Annotated in this window: 23 protein-coding genes; 8 read left to right on the forward strand and 15 right to left on the reverse strand. The window is 54.4% G+C overall.

Annotation, left to right across the window (positions count from 1 at the left end; translation table 11 throughout):
- The first annotated feature begins 20 nt into the window (after window positions 1-20).
- The gene (grxD, locus tag QMX84_RS15220; RefSeq protein WP_123751896.1) at window positions 21-362 is read left to right on the forward strand and encodes a Grx4 family monothiol glutaredoxin; all 342 of its coding nucleotides are present in this window, start codon (window positions 21-23) and stop codon (window positions 360-362) included.
- A 95-nt stretch (window positions 363-457) separates the two neighbouring features.
- Here the strand turns inward: grxD and bfr are convergent, their stop codons facing one another.
- On the reverse strand, window positions 458-928 hold the full coding sequence (gene bfr / locus QMX84_RS15225; RefSeq protein ID WP_048369419.1) for a bacterioferritin: 471 nt from the start codon (window positions 926-928) through the stop codon (window positions 458-460).
- Window positions 929-1127: 199 nt separating this feature from the next.
- Entirely contained in the window at window positions 1128-1346 is a 219-nt protein-coding gene (locus QMX84_RS15230; RefSeq protein ID WP_048369420.1) for a bacterioferritin-associated ferredoxin, read from the reverse strand.
- A gap of 222 nt (window positions 1347-1568) precedes the next feature.
- On the opposite strand from QMX84_RS15230, the gene QMX84_RS15235 reads away from it, so the two are divergent.
- Window positions 1569-2171: a peroxiredoxin gene (locus QMX84_RS15235; RefSeq protein WP_153333760.1), complete on the forward strand. Its 603-nt coding sequence runs from the start codon at window positions 1569-1571 to the stop codon at window positions 2169-2171.
- A 75-nt stretch (window positions 2172-2246) separates the two neighbouring features.
- Here the strand turns inward: QMX84_RS15235 and rnt are convergent, their stop codons facing one another.
- Window positions 2247-2921: a ribonuclease T gene (rnt, locus tag QMX84_RS15240; RefSeq protein WP_262124873.1), complete on the reverse strand. Its 675-nt coding sequence runs from the start codon at window positions 2919-2921 to the stop codon at window positions 2247-2249.
- Window positions 2918-3964, reverse strand: a complete 1047-nt coding sequence (pyrC, locus tag QMX84_RS15245; protein WP_153327205.1) for a dihydroorotase — start codon at window positions 3962-3964, stop codon at window positions 2918-2920. The genes rnt and pyrC overlap by 4 nt, the downstream gene beginning before the upstream one ends.
- Window positions 3965-4121: 157 nt before the next feature.
- On the opposite strand from pyrC, the gene QMX84_RS15250 reads away from it, so the two are divergent.
- Together QMX84_RS15250 and QMX84_RS15255 are read left to right on the forward strand one after the other, a co-directional pair.
- Complete coding sequence (locus QMX84_RS15250) at window positions 4122-5027, forward strand: OmpA family protein (RefSeq protein WP_262124872.1); 906 nt, start codon at window positions 4122-4124, stop codon at window positions 5025-5027.
- A gap of 126 nt (window positions 5028-5153) precedes the next feature.
- The gene (locus tag QMX84_RS15255) at window positions 5154-6371 is read left to right on the forward strand and encodes an argininosuccinate synthase (protein WP_048369425.1); all 1218 of its coding nucleotides are present in this window, start codon (window positions 5154-5156) and stop codon (window positions 6369-6371) included.
- Between the two features lie 85 nt (window positions 6372-6456).
- Here QMX84_RS15255 and QMX84_RS15260 read toward each other — a convergent pair whose 3' ends face one another.
- On the reverse strand, window positions 6457-7227 hold the full coding sequence (locus QMX84_RS15260; protein WP_282364180.1) for a hypothetical protein: 771 nt from the start codon (window positions 7225-7227) through the stop codon (window positions 6457-6459).
- A 1154-nt stretch (window positions 7228-8381) separates the two neighbouring features.
- On the opposite strand from QMX84_RS15260, the gene QMX84_RS15265 reads away from it, so the two are divergent.
- Window positions 8382-9008 (forward strand): response regulator transcription factor, encoded by a 627-nt coding sequence (locus QMX84_RS15265; protein WP_123751901.1) that lies wholly within the window; start codon window positions 8382-8384, stop codon window positions 9006-9008.
- Between the two features lie 88 nt (window positions 9009-9096).
- Here QMX84_RS15265 and QMX84_RS15270 read toward each other — a convergent pair whose 3' ends face one another.
- The 4 genes from QMX84_RS15270 to metG form a co-directional block, all read right to left on the reverse strand.
- Window positions 9097-9282, reverse strand: coding sequence for a hypothetical protein (locus tag QMX84_RS15270; RefSeq protein ID WP_262124869.1), 186 nt, complete (start codon window positions 9280-9282; stop codon window positions 9097-9099).
- A 106-nt stretch (window positions 9283-9388) separates the two neighbouring features.
- Complete coding sequence (nth, locus tag QMX84_RS15275) at window positions 9389-10027, reverse strand: endonuclease III (RefSeq protein WP_282364181.1); 639 nt, start codon at window positions 10025-10027, stop codon at window positions 9389-9391.
- A 64-nt stretch (window positions 10028-10091) separates the two neighbouring features.
- Window positions 10092-11186 (reverse strand): electron transport complex subunit RsxB, encoded by a 1095-nt coding sequence (gene rsxB / locus QMX84_RS15280; protein WP_348775199.1) that lies wholly within the window; start codon window positions 11184-11186, stop codon window positions 10092-10094.
- Between the two features lie 76 nt (window positions 11187-11262).
- Entirely contained in the window at window positions 11263-13314 is a 2052-nt protein-coding gene (gene metG / locus QMX84_RS15285) for a methionine--tRNA ligase (protein WP_282364182.1), read from the reverse strand.
- A 182-nt stretch (window positions 13315-13496) separates the two neighbouring features.
- On the opposite strand from metG, the gene apbC reads away from it, so the two are divergent.
- Window positions 13497-14591 carry an iron-sulfur cluster carrier protein ApbC gene (gene apbC / locus QMX84_RS15290; protein ID WP_282364183.1) on the forward strand — a complete coding sequence of 365 codons (1095 nt, stop codon included), beginning with the start codon at window positions 13497-13499 and terminating at the stop codon, window positions 14589-14591.
- Between the two features lie 154 nt (window positions 14592-14745).
- Here the strand turns inward: apbC and QMX84_RS15295 are convergent, their stop codons facing one another.
- Window positions 14746-14955 carry a cold-shock protein gene (locus QMX84_RS15295; protein ID WP_002554837.1) on the reverse strand — a complete coding sequence of 70 codons (210 nt, stop codon included), beginning with the start codon at window positions 14953-14955 and terminating at the stop codon, window positions 14746-14748.
- 354 nt (window positions 14956-15309) lie between these two features.
- Between QMX84_RS15295 and dcd the strand changes: the two genes are divergently transcribed.
- Window positions 15310-15876: a dCTP deaminase gene (gene dcd, locus QMX84_RS15300; protein ID WP_019411020.1), complete on the forward strand. Its 567-nt coding sequence runs from the start codon at window positions 15310-15312 to the stop codon at window positions 15874-15876.
- A 92-nt stretch (window positions 15877-15968) separates the two neighbouring features.
- Complete coding sequence (locus QMX84_RS15305; protein ID WP_048369432.1) at window positions 15969-16169, forward strand: hypothetical protein; 201 nt, start codon at window positions 15969-15971, stop codon at window positions 16167-16169.
- Window positions 16170-16216: 47 nt separating this feature from the next.
- Here QMX84_RS15305 and QMX84_RS15310 read toward each other — a convergent pair whose 3' ends face one another.
- The 5 genes from QMX84_RS15310 to QMX84_RS15330 are packed head-to-tail and all read right to left on the reverse strand — an operon-like array spanning window position 16217 to window position 20395.
- Window positions 16217-16981 carry an ATP-binding cassette domain-containing protein gene (locus QMX84_RS15310; RefSeq protein WP_123751907.1) on the reverse strand — a complete coding sequence of 255 codons (765 nt, stop codon included), beginning with the start codon at window positions 16979-16981 and terminating at the stop codon, window positions 16217-16219.
- Between the two features lie 7 nt (window positions 16982-16988).
- Window positions 16989-18110 carry a succinylglutamate desuccinylase/aspartoacylase family protein gene (locus tag QMX84_RS15315; protein WP_262124861.1) on the reverse strand — a complete coding sequence of 374 codons (1122 nt, stop codon included), beginning with the start codon at window positions 18108-18110 and terminating at the stop codon, window positions 16989-16991.
- Window positions 18111-18119: 9 nt separating this feature from the next.
- Complete coding sequence (locus QMX84_RS15320) at window positions 18120-18830, reverse strand: ABC transporter permease (RefSeq protein WP_282364184.1); 711 nt, start codon at window positions 18828-18830, stop codon at window positions 18120-18122.
- Window positions 18827-19555 (reverse strand): ABC transporter permease, encoded by a 729-nt coding sequence (locus QMX84_RS15325; protein ID WP_282364185.1) that lies wholly within the window; start codon window positions 19553-19555, stop codon window positions 18827-18829. The genes QMX84_RS15320 and QMX84_RS15325 overlap by 4 nt, the downstream gene beginning before the upstream one ends.
- 57 nt (window positions 19556-19612) lie before the next feature.
- The gene (locus tag QMX84_RS15330) at window positions 19613-20395 is read right to left on the reverse strand and encodes a transporter substrate-binding domain-containing protein (RefSeq protein ID WP_048369436.1); all 783 of its coding nucleotides are present in this window, start codon (window positions 20393-20395) and stop codon (window positions 19613-19615) included.
- Window positions 20396-20653: the final 258 nt, after the last annotated feature.

Raw genomic sequence — 20653 nt, forward strand, 5'->3', positions numbered from 1 at the left:
AAGTTCAGCCGAGGTGCTCCATGGATATCATCGAAACTATCAAAGATCAGATTGCCAACAATACCGTTCTGCTTTACATGAAAGGCGCTCCGAATGCCCCGCAGTGTGGCTTTTCGGCTAAAGCGGCCCAGGCCGTCATGGGCTGCGGTGAGAAGTTCGCGTACGTGGACATCCTGCAGAACCCTGAAATCCGTGCCAACCTGCCTAAATACGCGAACTGGCCGACCTTCCCGCAACTGTGGGTAGGCGGTGAGCTGGTTGGCGGTAGCGACATCATGGCTGAAATGTTTGCAGACGGCTCTTTGCAGACGTTGATCAAAGAAGCGACTGCAAAAGCGGCCGCGGCCAAAACTGAAGCTTAATGGCTGACGTTGCTGCTACTTGAGTGATCAAGTAGCAGCCCATAAAAAAGCCCCGCCTCTGTATAAACAGGGCGGGGCTTTTTTGTGGGCGTTAGTTACTCGCCCATCTGCGATTGCAGGTAATTCTCAATACCGATTTTATCGATCAGGCCCAACTGAGTTTCCAGCCAGTCGATATGTTCTTCTTCGGATTCCAGAATATCTTCCAGAAGTTCACGGCTACCAAAGTCGCCAACAACTTCGCAATGGGCGATGGCTGCTTTGAGGTCAGCGTGGCCGGTACGCTCAATGCGCAGGTCGCACTCAAGCATTTCTTTGGTGTGTTCACCAATGTGCAGCTTGCCCAGGTCTTGAACGTTCGGCAGGCCTTCCAGGAACAGGATGCGCTTGATCAGCTTGTCAGCGTGCTTCATCTCGTCGATGGATTCGTTGTATTCGTGTTTGCCTAACTTTTCCAGGCCCCAATCTTGATACATACGTGCATGCAAGAAGTATTGGTTGATCGCAACCAGCTCGTTACCGAGGATTTTATTGAGGTGCTGGATGACTGAAATATCGCCTTTCATCGCGAGGGCCTGCCTTAGTTAACCGTATATAAGGCAGAGTTTGATCTGCGTATTAACGACTGTCAAACCTAAGTGTTTGAATAATAAATGAAAATTAATCGGAATAAGAATGTTTGTGTTCCGCGTTTTGGCCCTAAGTACTTGAATTTTTGGCATAAAAAAACCGGACGTTAAGTCCGGTTCATTAGAAACTTGATAATTACGCTGCAGAAAATTCTGCTGGAAAACCCAAGGCTGCCTGGCTGGCTTGAAGCGAGGTCAGGGTTTCGCGAACCACTTGCTTGGCCAGGCAAGCACATTTGCCGCATTGGCTGGCGACGCCGGTGGCTTCGCGCACTTCTCGGTAGCTGCAGCAACCTTCGTAGATTGCATCGCGGATTTTTCCGTCAGTAACGCCAGTGCAGAGGCAAACGTACATAAATAAGAACCATCGCTGGTTGGGATTCAATGAAACGGATCTTAATGTTAACGAGAATGATTGTCAAAGTAGATTGGGGCACGGCGGGGGTTTGTTCAGGTTGTGCAGACGAACGGTGTATGATGCCGCTCTTTTTACGCGGTGATCAGGTCGCAAGCCTGTTGTTTCTCAAGGGCTTTGCAGCCGGGTCCCGTTTTTCACGTCGCACCCAGGAGATATCCAATGAGCGTACTCGTAGGCAAACAAGCCCCTGACTTCACCGTCGCAGCCGTACTCGGCAATGGCGAAATCGTTGATAGCTTCACGCTGTCCTCTGCTATCAAAGGCAAATACGGCCTGGTGTTCTTCTACCCACTGGACTTCACCTTCGTTTGCCCATCGGAGCTGATCGCTCTGGATCACCGTATTCCTGATTTCCAGGCGCGTAACGTTGAAGTGGTTGCAGTCTCTATCGACTCCCATTTCACTCACAACGCATGGCGCAACACCCCGGTGAACAATGGCGGTATTGGCCAGGTGAAATACACCATGGCTGCCGACATCAACCACGCGATCTGCAAAGCCTACGACGTTGAAACTGAAGGCGGCGTAGCACTGCGCGGCGCATTCCTGATCGATGACAAGGGCGTTGTTCGCTCCCAGATCGTTAACGACCTGCCACTGGGCCGCAACATGGACGAGCTGCTGCGTCTGGTTGATGCACTGCAATTCCACGAAGAGCACGGCGAAGTGTGCCCGGCTAACTGGAAGAAAGGCGACAAAGGCATGACCGCTTCGACTGAAGGCGTTGCGGCTTACCTGACTGAGAATGCTGGCAAGCTGTAAGCTTTTTGGCGGCATAAAAAAACCGGACCCTGGGTCCGGTTTTTTTATGCGCGGTGATTAGCCCGAACGACGTGATCAGTCGTTGAAGTCTTTCCAGCCGCCCATTTGTTTCCAGCTGTTGACGATGCCACAGAACAGCTCAGCGGTTTTTTCGGTGTCGTAACGCGCCGAGTGCGCCTCACGTCCGTCAAAATCGATGTCAGCTGCCTGGCAGGCCTTGGCCAGAACGGTCTGGCCATAAGCCAAGCCAGCCAAGGTTGCAGTGTCGAAGCTCGAAAACGGGTGAAACGGGTTACGTTTCATGTCCAGACGCGCCACGGCCGCATTCAGAAAGCCCAGGTCGAAGCTGCTGTTATGCCCCACCAGAATGGCGCGTTTGCAACCATTGGCCTTCAGCGCTTTACGCACCCCCCGGAAGATGTCGGTCAGCGCTGTTTCTTCACTGACCGCCATACGCAGCGGATGATCCAGCTTGATGCCGGTGAACTCCAGGGCTGCGGCTTCGATGTTGGCGCCTTCAAAAGGCTCCACACGGTGGAAATAGGTGTGTTCCGGGAACACAAAGCCTCTTTCGTCCATGCCGATGGTGACGGCAGCGATTTCCAGCAGCGCGTCGGTAGCGCTATTGAAACCGCCGGTTTCAACATCGATTACGACCGGCAGATAGCCGCGAAAGCGCTCGGCCATCGGATGGCGCGAACCGCCGCCATGACCGCCATCGTGCTCGTCATCAAAATGGTCGTCGCTCACGCGTTTTCCTCCAGCAGGCGCCAGCGCAGTTTTTCACCGGCGCGCAGCGGGATTACGTTCAGCTCACCGAAAGGCAGGCTGCTTGGGGCGGTCCACTCTTCGCGAACCAGGGTGATGTGTTCGGTGCTCGGTGCCAGGCCGTAGAAACGCGGGCCATTCAAGCTGGCAAAGGCTTCGAGCTTGTCCAGCGCATTGCGCTGTTCAAACGCTTCGGCATAGAGCTCGATAGCCGCATAGGCGGTATAGCAACCGGCACAACCGCAGGCGGCTTCTTTGGCATGCTGGGCATGCGGTGCCGAGTCAGTGCCCAGAAAGAACTTCGCACTGCCGCTGGTGGCCGCATCCAGCAGGGCTTCCTGGTGGGTGTTGCGCTTGAGGATCGGCAGGCAATAGAAGTGCGGGCGAATACCGCCAACCAACATGTGGTTGCGGTTGTACAGCAGGTGATGCGCGGTAATGGTTGCGCCTACGTTGGCCGAAGCCTCGTTGACGAACTGGACCGCGTGCGACGTGGTGATGTGTTCAAACACCACTTTCAACGTCGGGAATCGCTCCACAACACGACGCAAATGCTCTTCGATGAAGACCTTTTCGCGATCGAACACGTCGATATCGGCGCGGGTCACTTCACCGTGGATCAGCAAAGGCATACCCACTTCGGCCATGGTTTCCAGGACCGGGAAGATCGCATCGATGCTGGTCACGCCCGAGTCGGAGTTGGTTGTTGCGCCAGCCGGATACAGCTTGGCAGCGTGTACATAGCCGCTGGCTTTGGCTGTACGAATGTCTTCTGGCTGTGTTCGGTCGGTGAGGTAGAGCACCATCAGCGGTTCGAAACGGCTGCCAGCCGGGCGAGCAGCGAGAATGCGCTGTCGATAGGCATCGGCTTCAGCTGCGTTACGCACCGGAGGTACGAGGTTAGGCATGATGATGGCGCGGCCAAAGGTGCGCGCAACATCCGCCACAGTGTGAGGCAACACAGCACCATCGCGAAGATGAATGTGCCAGTCGTCGGGACGCAGCAGGGTCAGGCGGTCAGACATTGGGGGATTCCAGGCGGGTCAAACTGATGCGAATGCTACCGGAAAAGACTCTCTCAGGCACTCGCTATCAAGTTTTAGCTGCGTTAACCGATACATTCGAGGTATGTCGTAAAAACGGTGAACGGTGTTTTGCCAGTACCCATCTGCGGAGCCCTCAGTGCGCCAGCGTTATTTCATCCTCCTCAGCTTGTTTGCCAGCGTTCCTGCCATGGCCCTGACTTTCCAGACCCGACTGGAGAATGTGGAGTGGAAAGTGGAAGGTGACAAATTTGAGTGCCGCCTGATCCAGCCGATCACTGATTTTGGCGCCGGGGTGTTTGTGCGCCGCGCCGGAGAGCAGGCTGTCTTCCGTCTCAATGCCTACAACTCGGTATTGGGCGAAGGTTCGGCAACGTTATTGGCGGCAGCGGCGCCGTGGCAGCCGGGGCGCGGTGATATCGATCTGGGCACCGTGCGCATCGGGCGCGGCAACGTGCTGTTTAATAGCTCGCAGGCGCAGGCCGGTCGTTTGTTTCGGGGGTTGCTGGAAGGGCGTAGCCCGCTGATAAGGCATTATTCGGCGACGGGCGGTTTATCGGAAGTTCGCCTTTTGCCCGTCAAATTTCGTCAGGCTTATGGCGAATATGAGGCCTGTACCACCAAACTGCTGGCCAAGAATTTCGATCAGGTCCGGCAAAGCCAGATCGGTTTTCCGGGGAGCGGCAATGAACTGGATGCCAAGGGCCGTGCTGATTTGCAGATCATGCTGGAGTACATGAAGGCCGACCCCACGGTTAACCACGTCATGCTGGACGGTTATTCGGATAATTCCGGTAATCGGTTGACCAACCGAGAGCTGTCCCGGCGTCGCGCTCTGGCGGTCATGAACTACCTGCAGGAAAACGGCCTGCAGGAATCGCAGATCACGATGCGTTTTCATGGCGAGCAATACCCATTGGTGCCCAATACCAGTGCGGCTAATCGGGCGAAAAATCGCCGTGTCAGTGTGCGCCTGGAGCGCATGCCAGAGCCTCCCAAGCCGCCCCCTGCGGTGGGAAATACCAATCCTGCGACGCTGTCTTGAGGTTTTTTGGCGTCGTGTTGCTGAAAGTTACTGTCGCTTTGTCGTCTTAAGCTGTCGCCCCTCTGTAAATTAAGCCCCGCGGGCGGTAGACTGCTCGGCTTTTAGAACAACCCGTGGAGTGATGGCATGGCGGACGTAAACAAGGTCGTTCTGGCTTATTCGGGCGGCCTGGACACTTCGGTGATCCTGAAGTGGCTGCAGGATACTTATAACTGTGAAGTCGTAACCTTTACCGCTGACCTGGGTCAGGGCGAAGAGGTTGAGCCTGCACGTGCGAAGGCGCAAGCCATGGGCGTCAAGGAAATCTACATCGACGACCTGCGCGAAGAGTTTGTCCGCGATTTCGTGTTCCCAATGTTCCGCGCCAACACTGTTTACGAAGGCGAGTACCTGCTGGGTACCTCTATTGCGCGTCCGCTGATCGCCAAGCGTCTGATCGAAATCGCTAACGAAACCGGTGCTGATGCTATTTCTCACGGCGCAACCGGCAAAGGTAACGATCAGGTTCGTTTCGAGCTGGGTGCCTATGCACTGAAGCCGGGCGTAAAAGTGATCGCTCCTTGGCGTGAGTGGGATCTGCTGTCGCGTGAAAAATTGATGGATTACGCAGAAAAGCACGCGATCCCGATCGAGCGTCACGGCAAGAAAAAATCCCCGTACTCGATGGATGCCAACTTGCTGCACATCTCCTACGAGGGCGGTGTACTGGAAGACACCTGGACCGAGCACGAAGAAGACATGTGGCGTTGGACCAAGTCGCCAGAAAACGCGCCGGATACCCCTACTTATCTGGAACTGACCTACCGCAATGGCGATATCGTTGCGCTGGACGGTGTTGAAATGACACCTGCGACCGTTCTGGCCACGCTGAACCGCATCGGTGGCGAAAACGGTATCGGTCGTCTCGACATCGTTGAGAACCGTTATGTCGGCATGAAGTCCCGCGGTTGCTACGAAACCCCGGGCGGCACCATCATGTTGCGTGCGCACCGCGCCATTGAGTCGATCACTCTGGACCGCGAAGTCGCTCACCTGAAAGACGAGTTGATGCCCAAGTACGCCAGCCTGATCTACACCGGCTACTGGTGGAGCCCTGAGCGTTTGATGTTGCAACAAATGATCGACGCTTCTCAGGTGAACGTTAACGGCGTGGTACGTCTGAAATTGTACAAAGGCAATGTGATTGTTACCGGCCGCAAGTCTGACGATTCGCTGTTTGATGCCAATATCGCAACGTTCGAAGAAGATGGCGGCGCTTACAATCAGGCCGACGCTGCTGGCTTCATCAAGTTGAATGCCTTGCGTATGCGTATTGCTGCTAACCGGGGTCGCAAGTTGTTCTAATTGCACCTGGTATCAAAAAAACCCGGCCATTGGTCGGGTTTTTTTATGCTTGCGAATCATCATTAAAGGCGAGCTATTCATCTTGTCAGCTTAATGTATTGAGCTGTCGGGTTTGCGTGTTGTAAGTAATGACCATGGCATCACCTAAATGCGAAGAGATGTTTGTATCTAGCTCGAGTCGCTGTTGGTGACTCCATTGACTCGTCGATGAGCTACTGGTTAACAGGAGTAAAATATCGTTCTTATGCAGGCACTCTTTTTTTGGATGTGCCATTTCGTAGTAAGTCTGCAGGATGTCTCCCAAGGTATGGTCGTTGTTCAATTTTAAAGAAGGGTGGCTGAAATCGATCAGATACAGACTGCTTGGGTCTCCTTCACCCTGCGGTAATTGTTGTTCCTCATGAACTGAATCAGGTTTTTTATGTGTAGCCTTTTCTAAGGTTGAGTCGTAGTCCCTGTGCCCTTGTGGCAGAAAGATAAAGTTTTTAGGGCTGTAGGAAATGAATTTTATCCCCGGCTTGGACAGAAGTGGCGCTGCCTGGCATGCAGGTGAGCCGGGGGCTTCAGCGGGTCTTGTGCGCGTGATACGGCCCTCAGACTCGGCCGGCTCTGGTGTTGCGCGCGTGTTCTCCTTGGGATAGTCCATGGGGGTATAGAGGGTTTTGTTATTGAAATTAAGAGTCAAAAAAAACAATGTGATCAGAATTGAAGGGAAAACAATTAAGAACCAAACATAAATTTTTTGATTTTCCCTGTCGATATACGGCAATGAAACCGCTGCGGAAGCTTCGGTTAACATTGAGAAAATAGCAATGACAGTGAGCGGGTTGTTTACCCGTATTTTGCTTTTTATCATGATGTGGCCTGCGGAAAATTCTGGTTGGAGTAGATGATTTTAGAAGTGATTAAGCATTATTGTCGCTTTTGTAACGGGCTTTAACAGTTATCGCAGTAATAGCCTGTAGGTGCGAATTTGAATCAGGGGTTTGCGATAGCGGTTTTCTTAAATTTAGTCGTGGCTTTATGAAACTGCAAATCAAAAGTCTTTTGTATTTATTATTTCTATAGGACGTCTTCTGGTCGAGGAATTGGTTTTCTTTTTTGTAGGATAACTCCGGGTTAATAGGTGATTTGCGCCAGTAGAACTGGGATATCGGTAGTTTTTATGTGAGATGTAGTATGGAGGAAATAAGTAACATTTTAGTTTTTCGTTGGGTTACTTTTAAGTCAGGATCGAGGTGCCGGTTTGAAAGGGCTTGAGGGGTATGTTTTTCGATCGTATTTTAAGGGCATTTCCGAATGCCTTGTAGTCCTCTTCTTTAAGTTTGAAATGGTAATATTTTTTTCTAAAAAAAGAGTAGATTTTAACTGGATTGGTTTTTTCAAAGAGAAAGGGGGGAGGTACTGTTTATCTATATGAGTTCAAGGTAGAAATTGCGCGGGTGCTTAAGGGGGATGTTTTTGTTTGGTTGGGTTGAGCCGGTCTTTCTATTGGAGTACGGTTAAATACAGCGGATGAATAATTAAATAGAGGATTAAGCATGGTGTATTTGAATTCGGGCGGTTTTAAATTGCGTCAGCTGTTTTTGGTTTTTACCTGCGCAGCTGCTGCGTTTGAAGGGAAATCGGCTCGGTTGCTGTTTGAATGAGTTAGCAATAAAGGATGATGGGCGCCAGGGTTTGGTAGTACTTGGGTCAGGCCAATTATTGGTATTCAGGATGTAAGCCAACGTATTTTTTGAAGCTTGATCAAGGATGTTGCCGATAGTTATTAGAATTGAACTCTTAATATAAAGATCGGCCTGTGTGATCTCCTCGTGTGTCGGTTAAGTGAGGGGTGGGGTGGGAGTGTGATCTTTATGAGTGATTTATTCGTAGGGCAAATCTTTATTGTGCGTAGGAAATGTCTTTGGTTGTTGGTGCTTGGGGGGGGGCACTATGCCCAGGATGTTGTGACTAGGCTATTGTGCTGACTCTAAAATTCGAACAGCGAAAAAATTGGAATTACCCATGAATAAAGTGCTGATCGTGGATGATCATCCTGTAATTCGTCTTGCTGTGCGTATGCTCATGGAACGACATGGCTACGAAGTTATCGCAGAGACGGATAATGGAGTGGATGCTTTGCAAATGGCGCGTGAGTACGCACCGGATATTGTAATTCTGGATATTGGTATTCCCAAACTCGACGGGCTTGAAGTTATTGCGCGACTTTCAACACCTGCGATTCCTATAAAGGTGCTAGTGCTGACTTCGCAAGCTCCCGGTCATTTTTCTATGCGTTGCATGCAGGCCGGGGCGGCAGGTTATGTATGCAAGCAGCAGGATTTAACCGAGCTTTTAAGTGCCATCAAGGCTGTGCTTTCCGGTTACAGTTATTTTCCTAATCAAGCGTTGCATTCAGTGCGCTCTAGCTTGGGGAATGCCAGTGAGGCCGACATGGTTAACCGCCTCTCTGGACGAGAAATGATGGTATTGCAGCAGTTGGCGCGCGGTAAGAGTAATAAGGAAATAGCGGATGGCATGTTTCTAAGCAACAAAACAGTCAGTACCTACAAAACGCGTCTACTGCTCAAGCTCAATGCTCGCTCGCTGGTTGATCTTATTGAGCTGGCACAGCGAAATGGCTTGGTGTGAGTGGCAGGGGTGAGGAGCGGCTTGCTCCACAACCCCCTTAACACCAAAAGCCTCCGCGCAGGAGGTTTTTGGTGTTAAGCGCTGAAGATTACAAATCGTATGGGTAGTCTTCGAGCTCTTTCTGGAGTCTTTTTTCAGCCAGCAAGGCGTCTATCGTGCGGCGTTTAGCCAAGTTGGTTTTAGCGACTTCAACTGGGCGCTCTGCCATTTCAGCGTCGTCCGGCTCTGTCGTTGGAAAATCTTCTACTTCCAGTTGTTCTTTGCCAGTGCTCATTCAGTTCACTCCAGGCTAAGACATTCAATGGCGCCCCTTATAGCGATAAACGCTTTACGGGTAAAAAAGTTTTTCTCAATCGATCAGCCCATAAAACCTCTATCGCTCAATCGTCAGAGGTTTTTTCCTTGAAATCGCACAGGTCTTCAATGCGGCAACTCCCGCAGCGTGGATTGCGTGCCTGGCAAACGTAGCGACCATGCAAGATAAGCCAGTGATGAGCGTCGAGCAGGTACGGCTTAGGCACGAATTTGATCAATTGCTTTTCAACCTCGACCACATTTTTGCCTGGTGCTATTCCGGTTCGGTTACTGACCCTGAAGATATGGGTATCTACGGCCATGGTCAGTTGCCTGAAAGCGGTGTTGAGCACCACATTGGCTGTTTTTCGTCCTACGCCTGGAAGTGCTTCAAGCGCCTCCCGCGTTTGGGGTATATCACTGGCATGTCGCTCGATGAGCAAGCGGCACGTTTCAATCACGTTTTTGGCCTTGCTGTTGTACAGGCCAATGGTCTTTATGTATTGCGACAACCCTTCCACCCCCAAAGCGTAGATGGCTTCTGGGGTATTGGCGACCGGGAACAACTTTGCCATGGCCTTGTTCACGCTGACGTCAGTGGCCTGCGCCGACAGAATGACTGCTATCAGCAGTTCGAAAGGCGATGTGTAAGCCAGCTCAGTTTTTGGCTCTGGATTGTCTTCGTGAAACCGACGAAAGATTTCAAGGCGCTTAGCGGCGTTCATGGGTAAAAACTTTTCCTGGAGAGCAGTCCGTTAATCGAAGAGAAACGCATCTCGTGACGGCAAGCTAGCAGCTTTTTGCTGGGGCTAAAGCCTCAAGTGTCTGTTCTGCCTGTAACACGGCGTCATTCAAACGTGCGAGCTCAGCGCTGGTGTGTGCCTGGGTCTGCGCCTTTTTAAGTGCTGCCCGGTGCATGGCTAACTGAATTTTTGCCCGCTTGAGGTCTGCAATCCCGGTGCTGGGTGCCGACACCGCTATCACCGGGGCGGCCTCCAGTTGCGCCAAGGCTTTTTCGGCAGACTCAAATTGTGCTTGCAGGGTCACCAGTTGTGCCTGCTGTGGCGCCGTCGGCGGGTGACCAAAGGCTTTGAGCGATTTATGCAGTTGGGCGCGAGCCATGGCCAGCGTGACCTTGGCTTTTTTAAGCGCTGCATCGCTGAGCAAGGAGGGCTCTGTCTGCGATGGCTCAAGCGCCAGGGCGTCAGCAGGCGCCACGGGTGCTCGTTGAACCCGCGCCAGGCGTTCTGCCTGACGTTGCTGTTCATCGCGTCGCAGACGTTCGTCACGTCGCTCATAACGGCTACGGGCGTGGTTGCGCTTGTCAGTACGTGCATTGAGCTGCTCTTGCGCCTGTGCAAGCCCGCCGACAATGGGGATCACATTGGCGGGTAGCAGTCGCATTTCGATGCAGTCGACAGGGCAGGGCGCAACACACAGGTCACAGCCGGTGCATTCATCGACAATCACCGTGTGCATGAGCTTGGCGGCGCCCAATATGGCGTCCACCGGGCAGGCTTGAATGCATTTGGTGCAACCAATGCATTCCGCTTCACGAATAAAGGCCACCTGAGGCGGTGCCGCGCCGCGCTCTGTGTCCAGTGCTATAACGGGAATGTTCAGCAGGTTGGCCAGCGCAGCGATGGTTTCAGTCCCGCCGGGGGGGCATTTGTTAATGGCTTCGCCCTGGCTGATGCCTTCTGCATAGGGTTTGCAGCCAGGATGCCCGCATTTTCCGCATTGGGTTTGCGGTAACAAGGCGTCAATACGTTGAATCAGGCTCATGGTGTGATCAGTCCAGCGACAGCGAGCCGCACCCGGGCGACAGTCATCCTGCGCAGTGAGTAATGAGTGCGAGGCGGTTAAACGAACGGCGCTGATTATCCGACATGGCGGGAGGGGAGGCTACAACGAACATCCGCCAGCGACGTGCAAGCCGCTGGCGGATGAGGAGGGCGTGTTACTTGATGCGTTGACCAGGCTTGGCGCCGTTGTCCGGGCTCAGCAGGTAAATTTCTTCACCGCCAGGGCCCGCCGCCATGACCATGCCTTCAGAAACCCCAAAACGCATTTTGCGGGGTTTCAGGTTGGCAATCATCATGGTCAAGCGACCTTCAAGCTCAGCCGGGTTCGGGTAGGCGCTTTTGATGCCCGAGAACACGTTGCGCTGTTCGTCGCCGATATCCAGGGTCAGACGCAGCAGCTTGTCAGCCCCTTCGACAGCCTCGGCCTTAAGGATCAAGGCGACGCGCAGGTCGACAGCGGCAAACGCGTCAAACTCGATTTCGGCTGCCAAAGGCTCTTTGGTCAGCTCGCCATTGCCTGTTGGCGCTGCAGTACCGGTATCGGTCTGGCTGGCGATCAGGTCTTCTTTGGACGCATTGACCATGGCTTCCACGTGCGCCGGATCGATACGCGTCATCAGCGGTTTGAAGGCATTCAACTGATGGTTGGCGAGCAAGGTGCTGTGGTCGTCCCAGGTCAAAGGAGCCACATTCAGGAACGCTTCGGCATCGGCTGCCAACTGCGGCAATACCGGCTTGAGGAAGATGATCAACTGGCGGAACAAGTTGACGCCCAAGGCGCATACGGCCTGGACTTCGTCTTGCTTGCCCTCCTGCTTGGCCATGGCCCAAGGCGCTTTTTCGGCGATCCAGGCGTTGGCACGGTCGGCCAGCGCCATGATTTCACGCATGGCGCGCGCGAAGTCACGGGCTTCATAGGCGTCGGCAATGCTTGGCGCCGCGGCCAGGAAGGCTTCGGTCAGCTCAGGCGCTGCGTTGCCTTCAACCATTACACCGGCGTTGCCTTTGTGGATGAAGCCTGCGCAACGGCTGGCAATGTTGACCACTTTGCCGATCAGGTCAGAGTTGACCTTTTGCACGAAGTCTTCGAGGTTCAAGTCCAGGTCATCGACGCCACGGCCCAATTTGGCTGCGTAGTAGTAGCGCAGGTATTCGGGTGATAGGTGATCAAGGTAGGTGCGCGCCTTGATGAACGTGCCACGGGACTTGGACATTTTTTGACCGTTAACGGTCAAGTAACCGTGAACGTTGATCGCGGTAGGCTTGCGATAGCCTGCGCCTTCGAGCATGGCTGGCCAGAACAGGGCGTGGAAGTTCACGATGTCCTTGCCGATGAAGTGGTAAAGCTCGGCGCTGGAGTCTTTGTTCCAGTACGCGTCGAAGTCCAGTTCAGGGCGACGTTCGCACAGGTTCTTGAAGCTGGCCATGTAGCCGATCGGCGCGTCCAGCCAGACATAGAAGTACTTGCCTGGCTCGCCCGGGATTTCGAAACCGAAATACGGCGCATCGCGGGAGATGTCCCACTCTTGCAGGCCGCTATCCAGCCATTCGGCGATTTTGTTTGCGACTGCATCTTGCAGCGCGCCGCTTCGTGTCCAGCTTTTGAGCATGGCTTCGAAGTCGGGCAGCTTGAAGAAGAAGTGCTGGGAATCCTTGAGTACCGGCGTGGCACCGGAAATCGCCGACTTCGGATTTTTCAGGTCCGTCGGAGCGTAAGTTGCGCCGCATTTTTCGCAGTTATCGCCGTACTGATCATCAGTGCCGCATTTAGGGCAGGTGCCCTTGATGAAACGGTCGGCCAGGAACATTTTCTTTTCCGGGTCGAAATACTGAGTAATCGAGCGTGTGGCGATATGGCCGGCTTCGCGCAGCTTGATATAAATCGCACTCGACAGCTCACGGTTTTCTTCGGCGTGAGTCGAGTGATAGTTATCGAACTCCACTAGGAACTCGGAGAAGTCGGCGCAGTGTTCGGCCTGCACGTTGGCGATCAGTTGCTCAGGTGTAATGCCTTCTTTCTCGGCACGCAACATGATGGCCGAGCCGTGGGCGTCGTCTGCGCAGACATACGTGCATTGGTTGCCGCGTTGCTTTTGATAGCGCACCCACATATCGGTCTGGATGTACTCAAGCATATGGCCAAGGTGAATTGAACCATTGGCATAGGGCAGGGCGCTGGTGACGAGGATCTTGCGTGGCTCGGACATGGGGCTCGGCTACTTGATGAGACGGTGGTCGGCCACTATAAAGCGCCGGGCAATATATTTCACCCCGTGAGCGGCTATCTGATGCTTTCTGATGTTTTTGACCAGTTCAAAAGCCTGCGCCAGGTGATTTATTACAGGTACGATAGCGACCTGTTTCACTCAGCCTTTTTCGGGAGTTGCCCATGAGCGCAGTCAATCGCGCAGCGGTGGAGGCCGTCCTTCGCCAATACACCGACCCATATTTGAACCAGGATCCGGTCAGCGCCGGGTGTGTACGTCACATTGAAGTCCAGGGCGAGCATGTCAATGTTCAGCTCGAACTGGGTTATGCCGCCGGCCTGTTCAAGAATGGCTGGGCGCAAACGCTGCAAATGGCCATCAGCAATCTGGATGGCGTGTCCTCGGCCAAGGTTGAGATCAATTGCGTGATTGCCCCGCACAAGGCGCAGGCGCAAATCCCGGGGCTGGCCAATGTGAAAAACATTGTGGCCGTTGCCTCGGGCAAAGGCGGCGTGGGTAAATCCACCACAGCCGCCAACCTGGCGCTGGCGCTGGCGCGTGAAGGAGCGCGAGTGGGGATCTTAGACGCCGACATTTATGGCCCTAGCCAGGGCGTGATGTTCGGTATCGCTGAGGGTACTCGCCCGAAAATCCGTGATCAGAAATGGTTTGTGCCGATTGAGGCGCATGGCGTTGAGGTCATGTCGATGGCGTTTCTGACTGACGACAACACACCGATGGTCTGGCGCGGCCCCATGGTGTCGGGCGCTCTGTTGCAGTTGGTGACCCAAACCGCCTGGAATGACCTCGATTACCTGGTGATCGACATGCCGCCCGGCACGGGCGATATCCAGCTGACCCTGGCGCAGAAAGTCCCGGTGGCGGGTTCTGTGATTGTGACGACGCCGCAAGACCTGGCTTTGCTGGATGCACGCAAGGGTGTCGAAATGTTCCGCAAGGTAAACATTCCGGTATTGGGCGTTGTAGAGAACATGGCTGTGCACATTTGCTCGAACTGTGGTCACGCGGAGCATTTGTTCGGTGAAGGCGGTGGCGAGAAACTGGCGACTCAATACGGCGTGGAAGTTCTGGCCTCGTTGCCGCTGGCGATGGAAATCCGCGAGCAAGCCGATAACGGCAAGCCGACCGCGATTGCCGACCCCAATAGCCCGATAGCCTTGATCTACCAAGAACTGGCCCGACACGTCGGAGCGCGGATTGTTCTGAGCGAAGCCGCCACCCAGGCTATGCCGACCATTACCACCAGCGACGACTGATACCCCGTAACCCCCTGTAGGAGCGAGCTTGTCTCGCGATCTTTATAAAAGACCAAAAGATCGCGAGGCAAGCTCGCTCCTACAAGGTCTTTAAACGACAGGCATAAAAAAACCCCGCTTTTAAGGGCGGGGTTTTTTACTGGATCAGTACAAGTTAGATAACTTGAACTTCCTCAGCTTGCATGCCTTTCTGACCGCGAGTAGCGATGAAAGAAACCTGTTGGCCTTCTTTCAGGCTCTTGAAGCCGTCGGATTGGATTGCTTTGAAGTGAACAAACAGGTCGTCACCGGATTGTGGAGTGATGAAGCCGAAGCCTTTTTCATCGTTGAACCACTTAACGGTACCAGTTTGGCGATTAGACATGGTGTAACTCCTTGAACAAAGATAACTGCGACGCAGGAAGAGCCCTGGCCGAGACTGAGTGCAAAGAGCAGGAAAAATTCTTGGAGATGGTTGGATCGAAATTCAACATATCGTGTAGAGATTCTCAGTGACACAAGCAGCACAGTGGCGCCACCTTACCCCTTTTTCCGGGACGTGCAAAGGGTCTTTGCGAAGGTTTCTCGAAAAACGTGACTGATGGTTGCCCGTACAGCCTGTATTCAGTACGCCTACAGCTATTTTCAAGAATTTCCCCCCAGCCTTTGAACCGAAACCCCGGCCCCGGTAAGATGCCGAACAGAATTTTTCCACCTCGCTATTCAGGACACCCCCGCCATGAGCATCAAATCAGACAAGTGGATTCGCCGCATGGCGCAAGAGCACGGCATGATCGAACCTTTCGTTGAGCGCCAGGTGCGCGGCGAAGGGGCTGATCGTCTGATTTCTTACGGCGTGTCGAGCTACGGTTATGACGTGCGCTGTGCCAATGAATTCAAGGTGTTCACCAACATCAATTCGGCCACCGTTGATCCGAAAAACTTCGATGAAGGCAGCTTTGTCGATGTCACCAGCGATGTGTGCATCATCCCGCCCAACTCCTTCGCCCTGGCGCGCACCGTTGAATACTTCCGTATTCCACGCAACGTGCTGACCATTTGCCTGGGTAAAAGCACCTATGCACGTTGCGGCATCATCGTTAACGTGACGCCGCTTGAACCAGAGTGGGAAGGCCACGTGACGCTGGAGTTCTCAAACACCACCACACTGCCTGCCAAAATCTATGCAAACGAAGGTGTGGCACAGATGCTGTTCTTCGAATCCGATGAAGAATGTGAAGTGTCGTACAAGGATCGTGGCGGCAAGTACCAGGGCCAGCGTGGTGTGACTTTGCCACGTACCTGACGAACAGCAGGAATTTCTGAACGAAAAAGCACTCTATTGACTGTATTCCGGTTTCGCACCTCAGCGAACCGGACATCGCTCAGGAGTGCCCCATGAAGATCGATCCGAGTATCCGCGCCAAACTGGCAAACCTTGAGCCCAATCAGGTTGGATTATTGGCCTGGTCGCTACTCGCGTATCCCCAGTTGCATGCAGGTGGCATTCCCGGCCAGCCTGATCCAGACACCCCGCAACCCACCGAACCTGGCGTGCCCACACTGCCGGATGAAGCTCCGCCTGCCCCAGTGGCGTAAACAGCCGTCTGTAGCTGCTGCATTGTCAGCAGCTACACGAACAGGCGTTACTTCAAGTTGCCGCTCAAAAACTGGCGCAAACGTTCGCTCTGAGGGTTGTCCAGCACGTCACTTGGCGGACCTTGTTCCTCAATCAATCCCTGGTGAAGGAACACCACTTGACTCGCCACTTTGCGGGCGAAGTTCATTTCGTGGGTCACCATGATCATGGTCCGGCCCTCTTCGGCCAGCCCCTGAATCACCCTTAAGACTTCACCCACCAGCTCCGGGTCCAGTGCCGAGGTCGGCTCATCGAACAGCATCACCTCGGGTTCCATCGCCAATGCTCTGGCAATAGCAACACGCTGCTGCTGGCCACCAGACAGAAAGGCCGGGTATTGATCGGCCACTCTGGAAGGCAAGCCGACTTTGTCCAGATAACGTCTTGCGCGCTCTTCGGCGTCTTTTTTACTGACCCCCAGCACCCGATGCGGTGCCAGGGTAATGTTCTCTAGCACCGTCATGTGGCTCCATAGGTTGAAGTGCTGAAACACCATGGCCAGCCGGGTACGCAGGCGTTGCAACTCAGCATCGTCAGCCACCCGCATGCCGTTTTTGTCGCTGATCATGCGAATCAACTTTCCATCAAGGCTGATGGCGCCATCGTTGGGAGTTTCGAGAAAGTTGATGCAGCGCAAAAAGGTGCTCTTGCCCGAGCCGCTGGCGCCAATCAGGCAGATCACGTCCCCGGTTTTCGCCTTGAGCGACACACCTTTGAGTACTTCATTGTCGCCATAACGCTTGTGCAAGCCGTCGACGCTGAGTTTGTACATGCACACCTCAAGCAGAGAGTAGGTAGCCGCTGCGATAGGCTTCACGCCCCGCGACATGGGCTATCACCATGCCCGCGGTGGCCATGCGCCTTATCGAACGGGCGTAAACCAGGCCTTCGCGGGTGGTGTAAACCGGGGTGAGGCGGTCGCTGACAGGGTCGATGACGTCCGCCACCAATTGACCGGCGCTCAGGTAATCGCCGGGTTTGACGTGAAACACCAGCACGCCACCCGCCGTTGAGGTGACGGGCTCAACACCGGCCAGCGGGGTGGCGGGGTACAGCAACTCGGGCAAACGACTGGCTTGGCCTTCAATCGCGCCGAGCGTGATCAGGTAATCAATCAGCGCCTGGCAATCCTGCTCGGCGAGGGCGTGGCTGACGTCACCTTGGCCGCGCAACTCCACGGTCACCGAGAAACTGCCCTGTGGAATCTCAAAGCTGCCCTCAAACCGCTGTTGCAACGTCCACCACAGCAGGGTGAAGCACTCATCAAACGACAGGCCGCCCGAGTCCGTTGCCAGCAGGCTGGCTTGGGCTGCGAGGTAGCGCGCCAGCGGCTCAACCTGCGACCAGGCCTCAGGGGTGGTGTACAGGTGAGGCACGGCTTCAAAGTCGCAGTGCAGGTCCAGTACCACATCCGCATCGCACGCCAGGGTTTGCAAGGTCAGACGCTGGGATTGCAGCTGGGTTGCCGGCACCTGTGCGGCCAGCGCCTTGCGCAGGTGCTGGCGGATGATCTGCCGGTTTTGCTCAGGGTCGGGGGTCAGCAGCCCTTCGATTTCATCACCGATCTGCGTGCTCAAGTCCAGAAAGTTGCGGTTGAAGTTCTGCCCGCTTTCCAGCTCATAACGCCCCAGCGGGATGTCCATGACCACTTGTTCCAGCCCGATCGGGTTGGCCACGGGCACCACCACGATTTCACTGCGCAGGCGGCCGGCGCTTTCCAGCTCGGCCAGGTGTTTTTTCAGATGCCACGCCACCAGCATGCCGGGCAGTTCATCGGCATGCAGTGAGGCTTGAATGTAGATCTTGCCCTGTGGCTTGGCCGGGCCGTAGTGGAAGCTGTGAATCTGCCTCTCGGTGCCTGGAACGGGGGCCAGCAAAGGATGGGTTTGATGTTGCGCCATGGTTGAGTCCTAGTGAGCAGGGCCGAGAAAAGCCAACCAGCGGCGTTCCGCCAGTCGAAACAAACCGACCAAAATAAAGGTCACGCACAAATAGATGATGGCGGCGATGCCGAACGACTGGAAGGTCAAGAAGGTCGCTGAGTTAGCGTCCCTTGCGACTTTCAATACGTCAGGGATCGTTGCAGTAAAAGCCACGGTGGTCGAATGCAGCATCAGGATCACCTCATTGCTGTAAAACGGCAACGAGCGGCGTAAGGCCGAGGGCATGATGACGTAGGCATAAAGCTTCCAGCCACTGAGACCGTAGGCTTTGGCCGCTTCAATTTCGCCGTGGGCCATGCTGCGAATGGCGCCGGCAAAGATTTCCGTGGTGTAGGCGCAGGTGTTGAGGGCGAAGGCCAGCACCGTGCAGTTCATGGCATCACGGAAGAATTCATTGAGCAGCGGTTGGGCGCGAACGGCGGCGATGCTGTAGATCCCGGTGTAGCAAATCAGCAACTGTATATACAGCGGTGTCCCACGAAACACATAGGTGTAGAACTGCACGGGCCAACGGATCCAGCGTTTGGATGAAACCCTGGCGATAGACAGCGGGATAGACAGTACAAAGCCGATGATCAGTGCGGCGCTCAACAGCCACAGCGTCATTGCCAGCCCGGTGATTTGGCTACCGTCGCTGTACAGAAACGGCCGCCAGTACTCCTGCAACAACTCGATCATCGTACGGCCTCCCGGCAGCCCAGGGCATAACGGCGTTCCAGCCGCCGCAAAACCACATTCGAGGCGCTGGTGATTGCCAGATAGATGAGTGCGGCAATCACCAAAAAGTAAAACAGCTCATAGGTGCTTTTACCCGCATCCTGGGCCGCCTTGACCAGATCGGCCAAGCTAATGATCGACACCAGGGCTGTGGCCTTGAGCATCACCATCCAGTTATTGCCAATGCCTGGCAGGGCGAAACGCATCATTTGCGGAAAGACCACAAAACGAAAGCGTTGCCAGCGTTTCAGGCCGTAGGCGGTGGCGGCTTCGACCTGCCCACGGGGCACCGAGAGAATCGCGCCCCGAAAGGTCTCGGTGAAATACGCGCCATAGATAAACCCCAGCGTGATCACGCCTGCGCTGAACGGGTTAATTTCGATGTAATCCCAATCCATGGCATCTGTCAGGCTGGTCAGCCAGGTTTGCAGGCTATAAAAAATCAGCAGCATCAGTACCAGGTCCGGTACGCCGCGAATCAGGGTGGTGTAGAGCTGGGCCGGCAGGCGCAACAGCCTCAGGCTGGAGAGTTTGGCGCTGGCGCCAAGCAGGCCGAGCAACACGCTCACGGCCAGCGACAGGACCGATAACTTGATGGTCATCCAGGTGCCTTCCAGCAGCAGGGGGCCGAACCCCTGCAAGCTGAGGGCAGACAATCCAAGGTTCTGCACGAGGTTTTCAAACATGACAGTCGAACCCAAGGCGTTGAAAAAGGCACCCATGCGCGCATGGGTGCCAGCGCGTTATTTGCCGCTGTACAGATTCAAGTCGCCGAAGTGCTTTTGCTGGATTTTGGTGTAGGTGCCATCGTCGTGTAACGCTTTGATACCTTTGTTCAGCAGGGTTTGTAGCGCTTGGTTACCTTTCTTGATACCCACCGCGGTTTTGGACGGCAGCAGAGGATCGTCAATGGCTGCGCTGATTTCGTAACCGGCACCTTGCGGCGATTTCAGAAAGCCCAGTTCAGCCTGCAGCATGTCTTGCACCGAGGCGTCGAGACGGCCGGAAATCAGGTCGGCATAGACTTGGTCCTGGTTGGCATAGGCCTGAGTTTTGACCCCGGCTTTATCCAGCACCGCTTTGGCGTAGGCTTCCTGGATGGTGCCTTGTTCGTAGCCCACGGTTTTGCCTTTGAGCGAGGCGGTATCAGCGCTTAACCCTGAGCCTTTTTTGTACACCAGCGATGTCGGGCCGGAGAACAGCTCGTTAGAGAAGTCGATGACTTTTTCGCGGGCGGGGGTCACGGTCATCGACGAGATAACACCGTCGAATTTGTTGGCTTTAAGCCCGGGTACCATGCCGTCAAAGTCGGATTCGACCCATTTGCACTTCACTTTCAGCTCGGCGCAAATGGCGTTGCCCAAGTCGATATCAAAACCCACCAGGCTGCCGTCAGCGGCTTTGGACTCAAAGGGTGCATAAGACGGGTCAACACCAAAACGCAGCTCTTTGTACTCTTTGGCCAAAACAGAACCCGCAGCCATGCATAAAGTCAGTGCAGAAAGGGCCAGAAATGCTTTTTTCATTATTCAATCCCTAATAACCGGTTGCTGGAGCGTAACGACGTCATAGACGAAGCAATAACCGAACCACATGGGGTTGAGGGAGCGTTTAAAGCTGGGAAGGGAGTAAAAAGCGGCGGCTGTGCGCTACAAAAGAGCGCTGAAAAAAGCATGATCCAAAACAGTGCGCTGTTCAATGATGCCCCTGTGGGAGCGGGCTTGCTCGCGATGAGGCAACACGGTGTGTCAGTGACACCTTGTTGATTCAATCGCGAGCAAGCC

The sequence above is a fragment of the Pseudomonas sp. PS01297 genome (assembly GCF_029959305.1).
GTDB classification, from domain to species: Bacteria; Pseudomonadota; Gammaproteobacteria; order Pseudomonadales; family Pseudomonadaceae; genus Aquipseudomonas; species Aquipseudomonas helleri.